Source organism: Sulfitobacter sp. HI0129, assembly GCF_001635395.1.
Taxonomy (GTDB): domain Bacteria; phylum Pseudomonadota; class Alphaproteobacteria; order Rhodobacterales; family Rhodobacteraceae; genus Sulfitobacter.
The window spans coordinates 1-8,904 of record NZ_LWGH01000223.1 but is presented as its reverse complement, the minus strand read 5'-3'; the positions used below and the strand labels follow the sequence as shown (position 1 = coordinate 8,904).

8 protein-coding genes are annotated in these 8,904 nt (G+C 62.9%); 4 read left to right on the top strand and 4 right to left on the bottom strand.

The window, feature by feature from the left end; all coding sequences use genetic code 11:
• Positions 1-130: 130 nt before the first annotated feature.
• On the bottom strand, positions 131-1,261 hold the full coding sequence (locus tag A3764_RS03240) for a murein hydrolase activator EnvC family protein (RefSeq protein WP_067926622.1): 1,131 nt from the start codon (positions 1,259-1,261) through the stop codon (positions 131-133).
• Entirely contained in the window at positions 1,258-2,775 is a 1,518-nt protein-coding gene (gene gpmI, locus A3764_RS03235; RefSeq protein WP_067926618.1) for a 2,3-bisphosphoglycerate-independent phosphoglycerate mutase, read from the bottom strand. The genes A3764_RS03240 and gpmI overlap by 4 nt, the downstream gene beginning before the upstream one ends.
• Before the next feature lie 203 nt (positions 2,776-2,978).
• On the opposite strand from gpmI, the gene A3764_RS03230 reads away from it, so the two are divergent.
• The 3 genes from A3764_RS03230 (at position 2,979) to A3764_RS03220 (ending at position 6,789) form a co-directional block, all read left to right on the top strand.
• Positions 2,979-3,158, top strand: coding sequence for a zinc-finger domain-containing protein (locus tag A3764_RS03230; RefSeq protein ID WP_067926615.1), 180 nt, complete (start codon positions 2,979-2,981; stop codon positions 3,156-3,158).
• A gap of 153 nt (positions 3,159-3,311) precedes the next feature.
• Positions 3,312-6,113 (top strand): DNA polymerase I, encoded by a 2,802-nt coding sequence (gene polA, locus A3764_RS03225; protein ID WP_067926611.1) that lies wholly within the window; start codon positions 3,312-3,314, stop codon positions 6,111-6,113.
• Positions 6,114-6,180: 67 nt separating this feature from the next.
• Entirely contained in the window at positions 6,181-6,789 is a 609-nt protein-coding gene (locus tag A3764_RS03220; RefSeq protein WP_067926607.1) for a hypothetical protein, read from the top strand.
• On the opposite strand, the gene A3764_RS03215 is transcribed toward A3764_RS03220, so the two are convergent.
• Positions 6,777-7,550 (bottom strand): hydroxypyruvate isomerase family protein, encoded by a 774-nt coding sequence (locus tag A3764_RS03215; RefSeq protein ID WP_067926604.1) that lies wholly within the window; start codon positions 7,548-7,550, stop codon positions 6,777-6,779. The genes A3764_RS03220 and A3764_RS03215 overlap by 13 nt on opposite strands.
• 35 nt (positions 7,551-7,585) lie before the next feature.
• On the bottom strand, positions 7,586-8,170 hold the full coding sequence (locus tag A3764_RS03210) for a DUF1285 domain-containing protein (RefSeq protein WP_067926601.1): 585 nt from the start codon (positions 8,168-8,170) through the stop codon (positions 7,586-7,588).
• Positions 8,171-8,244: 74 nt separating this feature from the next.
• Between A3764_RS03210 and A3764_RS03205 the strand changes: the two genes are divergently transcribed.
• Positions 8,245-8,904 (top strand): AAA family ATPase (locus tag A3764_RS03205; RefSeq protein ID WP_067951157.1); only part of this gene is annotated, 660 nt, incomplete at its 3' end.

The window sequence follows — 8,904 nt, the reverse complement described above, 5'->3', positions numbered from 1 at the left end:
TTGTCTTCTGACAGGTCCTGAAGGGTATCCAGGATGTCGCTCAAATCTTTCTTTTTATCCGCCATCGTGTCAGCCTCCTCAAAGGCCAACACGCGGTCTGTGCAGTTGTTCCACGAATTTCTTCATCTGCCTATTCATCCTTGTCGGTACGGAACCAATCCTGTGGATCCTGTGGAATGTTGTTTTGCCTGACCTCTATATAGAGCGTTTCGGAACGATCGGTGCCAGTGCCATCACTGAGTGTTGACAATGCACCCGGGGCGCCCCCTTGCGGCGCACCCATCAAACCTATCGGCGTCCCCCCCGCTATGACCTGGCCGGCTTCGCCGTAAACCACGTCCAGTCCGGCCAATACAAACAACGTATCGACCTGCGGTTCAAGGATGACGACATTGCCGAGGTCCAGCAGCGGGCCGACATAGCGTATCGTTGCCGCCGCCGGTGTCGTCACGATAGCGCGCGGGCGCGTGGCGAGGATGATACCGGGGCGTGACACGCCGGCGGCATCGGGCTCGTTGGCCCCCCGCAGCACCAGCCCCTGAACGGGCAATGCGAGGTCGCCCACCTTTCCGTCGAGGTTGACCGGTGCCGGTTCGATTTCCTCTGTCGCGATTTCGGAAAGCCCGCTGGCGAAGCCTTCGAGCGTTTCGCTCGACGCGATGAGGATCGCGGTGCGCACCGGATCCTCGGTAAAGCGCTTGGGCAGTTCGGTCCGGTTCGCCATCGCCTGATTGAGCGTCGTGCGCGCGCCCTGTACCTCGGCCAGTCCTTCCTGCAATCTGCCCGCCGCATCGGTCTGCAGGCGCCGCAGCATCTTTACGTTATCGAGGTCTCGGCGAAGCGCCTCGGCCCGCGCGTTCAGCGCGGGGGAAAGTTCGGCCAGCAGCATCCCCGCCCGCGCGGTGCCCATCGGCCCGTCTGGGTGCAGCAGCACCACCGGCGACGGGTCCCCGCCAATGCTTTGCAAAACGCTCAGCAGTTGCGCGACCTCGCCGTCACGGGCCTGCAGGCGTGCCTGCAACTGGCTTTCGTTGATCGCGGCCTGCCGCAGGCTCGCGCGCATCGCGGCGAGCCCTTTCTCGTAGGCCTGTATCGTTTCTGTGAGCGCCGCCACCCTGTCCCCGGCGCCTTCCGCAGCATCGAGCAGCGCCGACGCCGCCTCCAACTGATCGGCGGCTGCGCGCGCCTGTCTGGCAGCATCCTGTTCCGCCCAGAGCAGCGCTGGCCAAAGCATCAAGCCTATGATCAGCGCGCGCATCATCTCAGCAGGGATCGCCCCGTCATCTCCTCCGGCTGGTCTATGCCGAGCAGTTGCAGAACGGTCGGTGCCAGATCGGCGAGCCTGCCGGAGCGCAGTGTCGCCCCTTCGGGCGCACCGACGATCACGACCGGCACCGGGTTCAGCGTATGGGCGGTATGGGGACCGCCGGTTTCGGGGTCGATCATCGTTTCGCAGTTGCCGTGATCCGCCGTGACGATCATGGCGCCGCCGACCTCCCGCAGGGCGGACAGGGCCCGGCCCAGCCCTGAATCTACCGCCTCACAGGCCCGGATCGCCGCGTCGAGATCGCCGGTATGCCCCACCATATCGGGGTTTGCATAGTTGACCACGATCAGGTCGTAGCCGTCGCGGATCGCCGCAACCAGCCTGTCGGTGACTTCGTCGGCCGACATTTCTGGCTTCAGGTCATAGGTCGCCACATCCGGGGATTTCGGCATGTGGCGGTCTTCTCCGGTCGCCGCCGCTTCCTCGCCCCCGTTCAGGAAGAAGGTTACATGGGGATATTTCTCGGTTTCCGCCAACCGGAACTGGCGCAGCCCATGGCACGCGACCCAGGCGCCCAGCGTGTTCACGATTTCCGGCTTGGGATAGACCGTCGACATGAAGCTGCCGTGGTGTTCGGAATAATCCGCCATTCCCATCAGCGCCGCCCAGTCGGGCCGAGGGCCGGTATCGAAGGCGTCGAATGCAGGGTCACCCAGCGCGGACATGATCTGCCGTGCGCGATCCGCGCGAAAGTTGAGACAGAATAGCCCGTCACCGTCGGAGGCACCGGCGTAGTCGCCGATGATGGTCGGCGTTACGAATTCGTCGGTTTCGTCCCGGGCATAGGCCCGTTCCACGGCCTCGTGCGCCGTATCCGCGCGCGCGCCCTCGCCCGAGATAATGGCGGCGGTGGCCTTCGCGATGCGGTCCCAGCGGGTATCACGGTCCATCGCGAAATAGCGGCCTGTTACGGTCGCGATGCGTACCCCCTCGGGCAATCCCTGCTGCAACTCCTCAAGATACGTGAGCGCGGAAGTGGGGGACACATCCCGCCCATCCGTCATCAGATGCAGAACAACTGGTACATCCGCCGCGTTGAGCGCCTGCGCAGCCGCGACCATGTGATTGAGGTGCCCGTGCACGCCGCCGTCGGATACCACACCCAGTAAATGCGCCGTGCCGCCACTTTCGACCAGCCGCTGCGCAAAGTCGGTGAGCCGGGGATTGACCGCGAAGGAGCCTTCTTCGATCGCGAGGTCGATCTGCCCTAGATCCATGGCCACGACGCGGCCCGCACCGATATTGGTATGACCCACTTCGGAGTTGCCCATCTGGCCTTTCGGAAGGCCCGCGTCCGGGCCGTGGGTGATCAGCGTCGCGTTGGGGCAGCGGGCCATGATGCCGTCGAAATTGGGTGTATGGGCAAGGGCCGGGGCGTTGCCTTCACGCTCCTCACGCAGCCCCCAACCATCGAGAATACATAGAACGACTGGCTTGGGTGTGGTCATGGTGGGCCGTCTGCTCGCTTTCTGGCTCTGCTGCGCCGGTCTTACCTTCTGCGGCGGGCGGGGTGAACCTCTTTCCTTTGCACCGGGTGACCCGCGCGGCGATTCGCCAAAGCCCGCCGCCGCCCGCGGGCAGAGCGGGCCTTGCCCCGCGTGGCGGCATTGGTCATAACCGGGGCAGACGCCGCTCTTCAGGACTGACAGACATGACCATCCAGCCGCCCGAGACCCGCATCGTGAACACCTACCGCGTCGCCTGCGACGGCGGGGAAGGCGCGTTGGGCCATCCACGGGTCTGGCTGCAGATACCGCAGGACAAGGGCTGGGTCGAATGCGGCTATTGCGACGCGAAATACATTCACGCCGATTTCGCGGACAAGGACTAAGCGAACCGGCTTAAGCGTTCCGCCTACCGCTCCCCCACCGAAGACCCGTTGATCCCTGCCAACGCCGCCTTGCAGGACCCTGCGCCGCCCCCTTGATGCTGGCAGACCGCGCCGCTTCGTGGCAAAAGGGCGCCGACCCTACGGAGGCACCCCATGTCCGGCACATTCGGCAAAGGCCATCACCTGCATCTTATCGACGGCTCGGCATTCATCTTCCGCGCCTTTCACGCCTTGCCGCCGCTGACCCGCAAATCCGACGGCATCCCGATCGGGGCCGTGGCGGGATTCTGCAACATGGTCTGGAAGATGATTCAGGACAACGCGGGCCCCGACGCGCCCACCCATGCCGCCGTCATCTTCGACAAGGGCAGCCATACCTTTCGCAACGAGATGTATGACCAGTACAAGGCGAACCGGGACGAAATGCCCGAGGACCTGCGCCCCCAGATCCCCCTGACCCGGAAGGCGACCGAAGCCTTCAACATCGCCTGCAAGGAAAAGGAAGGGTTCGAGGCCGACGACATCATCGCCACGCTTGCCGTTCAGGCCCGTGCGGCGGGCGGGCGTTGCACCATCATCTCGTCTGACAAGGACCTCATGCAGCTTGTGGGCGACGGGGTGGAGATGCTGGACGCCATGAAGAACACCCGCATCGACCGTGACGGCGTGTTCGAGAAATTCGGCGTCTACCCCGAACGGGTCGTGGACGTGCAGGCGCTCGCCGGGGATTCGGTGGATAACGTTCCGGGCGCGCCCGGGATCGGGATCAAGACCGCCGCACTTCTCATCAACGAATATGGCGATCTGGAATCGCTGCTCACCCGCGCCGAAGAGATCAAGCAACCCAAGCGGCGCCAGACGCTCATCGACCATGCGGAGCAAATCCGCCTGTCCCGCAAGCTGGTACTGTTGGACGAAAACACGCCGCTCGATTTCACGCTCGACGATCTGGAGGTGCGCGACCCTGACCCCGAAACACTGCTGGGTTTCCTCGCGGAGATGGAGTTCCGCACGCTGTCGCGCCGCGTCGCCGAAGGTCTGGGCCGCGAGGCACCCGTGATCCCCGAAACCGCCCCCGCGACGCCCGAGATGCCGAAGATGGCCGATGTGCCCTTCGATCCGCAAAGCTACGAATGTGTTCGCGATGCCGGCGCGCTTCAGGTCTGGCTGGACCGGATATATGAGCGCGGCTACGTCGCCGTGGATACGGAAACCACCGGGCTCAACGATATGACGGCGGAACTGGTGGGGGTTTCGCTCTGCGTGGAGCCGGGGCAGGCCTGCTATATCCCGCTGACCCACAAGGCGAACCGTGCCGACGATCTCTTCGGCTCCGACGATCTGGCGGAGGGCCAGATGGGGCTGGAGGATGCACTGAAGATGCTGACGCCCATGCTACAGGATCCGTCGATCCTGAAGATCGGGCAGAACATGAAATACGACGCCAAGATCTTCGCCCGCCTCAATATCGAGGTGGCGCCGCTCGACGATACGATGCTGCTGTCATACGCGATGCACGCCGGTCTGCATGGCCACGGCATGGATACGCTCAGCGAACGGTACCTCGGCCACACTCCGATCCCGATCAAGCCTTTGCTGGGCACCGGCAAATCCGCCATCACCTTTGACAAGGTGCAGGTGGACGACGCGGTGTGCTATGCCGCCGAGGACGCGGATATCACATTGCGGCTGTGGCAGCTATTCAAACCGCAACTGCATCGCGCGGGCGTCACGAAGGTTTATGAAACGCTCGAACGGCCACTCGTCCCGGTGCTGGCCGGGATGGAACGGTCGGGCATCAAGGTGGACCGCGATACGCTGTCGCGCATGTCGAACGCCTTTGCGCAGAAGATGGCCGGGCTGGAAGACGAAATTTACGAACTGGCGGGCCGCAAGTTCAACGTGGGTTCGCCCAAGCAGTTGGGCGAAATCCTCTTCGATGAAATGGCGCTGGCAGGCGGCAAGAAGGGCAAGACGGGCGCCTATGCCACCGGCGCCGATGTCCTCGAAGATCTGGCGACGGAGCATGAACTGCCCGCGCGCATCCTCGACTGGCGACAGCTTTCAAAGCTCAAGTCCACCTATACCGACGCCTTGCAGGATCACATCCACCCCGAAACCGGTCGGGTCCATACGTGCTATTCGATTGCCGGGGCCAGCACCGGGCGGCTCGCCTCCACCGATCCGAACCTGCAGAACATCCCGATCCGGTCGGAGGAAGGCCGCCGCATCCGCGAAGCCTTTGTCGCGGAAGAGGGCAAGACGCTCGTCGCGCTGGATTATTCGCAGATCGAACTGCGCATCCTCGCGCATATCGCCGACATTCCCGCCTTGAAGGAAGCGTTTACGCGGGGCGACGACATCCATGCCATGACAGCGAGCGAGATGTTTGACGTTCCCATGGAAGAGATGACGCCGGACATTCGCCGCCGCGCAAAGGCCATCAACTTCGGTGTCATCTACGGCATCTCGGGTTTCGGACTTGCGCGCAACCTGCGCATTCCTCGGGGCGAGGCGCAGGGCTTCATCGACCGCTATTTCGAACGTTTCCCCGGCATCCGCGATTACATGAACGATACGAAGGACTTCGCCAAGGCGCATGGTTATGTGGAGACCTTGTTCGGTCGCAAGATCAACACCCCGGAGATCGGGGCCAAGGGCCCGCGCGCCGGCTTTGCCCAGCGCGCCGCCATCAACGCGCCCATTCAGGGCACGGCGGCCGATGTGATCCGGCGTGCCATGATCCGTATGCCGGCGGCCATCGATCATTTGCCTGCCCGCATGTTGCTACAGGTTCATGACGAACTTCTCTTCGAAGTCGACAGCGGGGCAGAGGACGATCTGATCGCCGCCGCGAAGGACGTAATGGAAAACGCGAATGACCCTGTGGTGAAGCTCGACGTGAAACTGACGGTGGACGCGGGCACCGGAGCAAACTGGGCCGCGGCGCACTGAATCGGGCGAATCCGGATTTTTCTGGCCATCGCATGGACCCGTCGGCGCAAAAGCGGCGTTTAGCGGCATGGAATGGATCAAGGATAACGCCGAGCTTCTGCGCCTCGGCCTGGGTATGATTTCAGCACTCGTGTGGCTTGCCTATCTGCAAATCCTCTACATGGGTTTCGTGCGGCAGCGTCAGGCCGTCATCATGATCAGCCACGGCGCGGCAGAAGACGAACGGGCGCGCTGCATCATCTCCAACATGGCGACGGAACCGATCTATGTCATCGCGATCCTCGCGCGGCTGACCATCGGGGAAAAGACATATGAGGCTTCGGTCATCGACCGGGAGGAACTGAACCTCGACACGATGGAGGACCCCATCAAACGGACCAATCAGGGCCCGCTGAAAAGTGGGGAATACATGGACATCGGCAGCTTCCGGGACCTGATCTACCGCGCCCGCCAGAAGACCGAGATCCCCGATGGAGAGCCGGTCAAGGAGATCGAGATCACGGTGGGCGCCGCTTCGGGCCATGCCTCGAAGCTGGTCGTCGCGCGACGCAAGTTCGAACGTTGCGTCGATGAAAACGACGATGTTCACTTCATCCCGACGACCATTCTGACGAAACAGATCCGCGGCCACTGGAATCAGCGCAAACTACTACGACAGCTACATTATTCCGATTGATGAAGCGCGGGAATCTGCCGCCAGCCCAGCGTCTTTTCCGTAGACCCCCCGGGATGATATTCCCCTGCGATCCAGCCGTCATAATGCAGTTGGGCCAGCCGTTCGAAAAGCGCAGGGAAGTCGACGCTGCCGGTCCCCGGGGCGCTGCGGTCGGGCGCATCGCCGATCTGCACATGTGACATTAAGTCCGCGAAATCCGTCAAGACCTCTACCGCGTCCCCGTGGATGACCTGCGCATGATAACTGTCGTACTGCAGCCTGACATTCGGGCGATCAACCGCCTCCAGCACCTCTCTCGCCAGATCGTAGGAGGCGAGGAAGTAGTCCGGCATGGCGGTACGGTTGAGAGGCTCGATGTTCAGCATAAGGCCCGATGGGGCCGCAGCGGCTGCCCAGCGCAGATTTTCCACAAAGGTCTGTCGGGCGGTCTCTCCCTCCGCCTCTCCGGCCATCACATGGATCATCGAAACACCCAGCGCCTCCGCATAGCGAAAGACGCGCTTCATATCGCTGCGGAACCGCGCCTCGCCCCCGGGTACGGCGGCAAATCCCCGCGCGCCGCCGGTGTAGTTCGGCGGCGGGGCATTGATCAGGATCAGTTCCAGCCCATTCCGAAGCAGCGCGCGGCGGGTTTCCTTTACCGCGAGGTCATAGGGAAACAGGATCTCCACCGCGGAAAAGCCTGCTTCTGCAGCCGCGTCGAATCGGTCGAGGTAGGGAAGCTCTGGCCAGAGCAACGACAGGTTGGCCGCGTATTTCATGCAAACGCCTTTCGCCGGGATACGGTCTGTTCCGGTTATTCCTCGTTCGGCAGCTCATCCGACGGAATGATGCGAAAGAACTCTCCGCCCGACCACAGGCCGAACCACCCGTCGTGATGCGCGCCCAGATCGACCAGCCGGTAAAAGCTCTTGCGGTCGATGAGCGCTTCGAGGTTTCGGCGGATCAGCACATAGGGCGACGGCTCCCCCGTTTCGGCGTCCCGCTCCACGCGGATCGGATGGTCGGGCCCAGCGGTTGCGGTATCGCCGAGGTTCGTTGTAAAGGTCAGCTCCCCCGCCTCCCCCTGCCCAGAGGCTTCGAAATCAACCGCGACGAATGGGGCGTCTTCTACCGTGATGCCGACCTTTTCGACCGGCGTCTTGAGGAAGTAGTCGTCACCCTCCCTCCACAGGATGGTGGCAAAGAGCTTCACCAGTTCGATCCGGCCGATGGGGGTGCCCTGATAGAACCATGTGCCGTCGCGCCGGATCTGCATGTCCAGATCACCGCAGAAGGGCGGGTTCCACTGTTCCAGCGGGGGGCCGCCCTTTGTTTTCGCCGCCTTGGCCGATGCGGCAAGGCTTTCGGCCGAAGGTGTCACGGTTTTTTGTCCACTCATCGCTTTTGCCATTTCCCGAGATCAAGATACACTTACATTCAACGCAACCATATAACCGGAAGAGAGCGAAAGTCATGAGCCAGTCGGACGACATGGTGGCGCAGATCGAGGACCTTGGTGACAAGCTCGCATCGGCCAAATCCTCCATCACGCGGCGCTTCATCGGGCAGGAGCGTGTGGTCGAACTGACGCTCACCGCGTTGTTGTGCGCGGGTCACGGGCTTCTGATCGGCCTGCCGGGACTGGGCAAGACGCGCCTCGTGGAAACGCTGGGCACGGTGATGGGGCTGGACGGAAAGCGCGTGCAGTTCACCCCGGACCTGATGCCGGCGGATATCCTCGGATCAGAGGTGCTCGATACCGCCGCTGACGGCGCGCGCAGCTTTCGCTTTATCGAGGGTCCGATCTTCTGCCAGCTGCTCATGGCCGATGAAATCAACCGGGCCAGTCCACGGACCCAATCGGCACTTTTGCAGGCCATGCAGGAAAAGACCGTGACCGTCGCCGGGCAGGACAGGCCGCTTGGTACGCCCTTTCACGTGCTGGCCACGCAGAACCCGATCGAACAGGAAGGGACCTATCCGCTGCCCGAAGCGCAGCTGGACCGGTTTCTGGTCCAGATCGATGTGCCCTATCCCGACCGCGCGACCGAGCGCGACATCCTGATCGCGACCACCGGCGAAGCGGAAGACGAAGCCACACAAGTGTTCGGCGCTGGTGAACTGCTGGATGCG

Coding starts and splice junctions, on each gene's coding strand:
- A3764_RS03240 (WP_067926622.1), bottom strand. CDS start 1,261: ATGATGCGCGCGCTGATCATAGGCTTGATGCTTTGGCCAGCGCTGCTC.
- A3764_RS03230 (WP_067926615.1), top strand. CDS start 2,979: ATGACCATCCAGCCGCCCGAGACCCGCATCGTGAACACCTACCGCGTC.
- gpmI (WP_067926618.1), bottom strand. CDS start 2,775: ATGACCACACCCAAGCCAGTCGTTCTATGTATTCTCGATGGTTGGGGG.
- A3764_RS03215 (WP_067926604.1), bottom strand. CDS start 7,550: ATGAAATACGCGGCCAACCTGTCGTTGCTCTGGCCAGAGCTTCCCTAC.
- A3764_RS03210 (WP_067926601.1), bottom strand. CDS start 8,170: ATGAGTGGACAAAAAACCGTGACACCTTCGGCCGAAAGCCTTGCCGCA.
- A3764_RS03220 (WP_067926607.1), top strand. CDS start 6,181: ATGGAATGGATCAAGGATAACGCCGAGCTTCTGCGCCTCGGCCTGGGT.
- polA (WP_067926611.1), top strand. CDS start 3,312: ATGTCCGGCACATTCGGCAAAGGCCATCACCTGCATCTTATCGACGGC.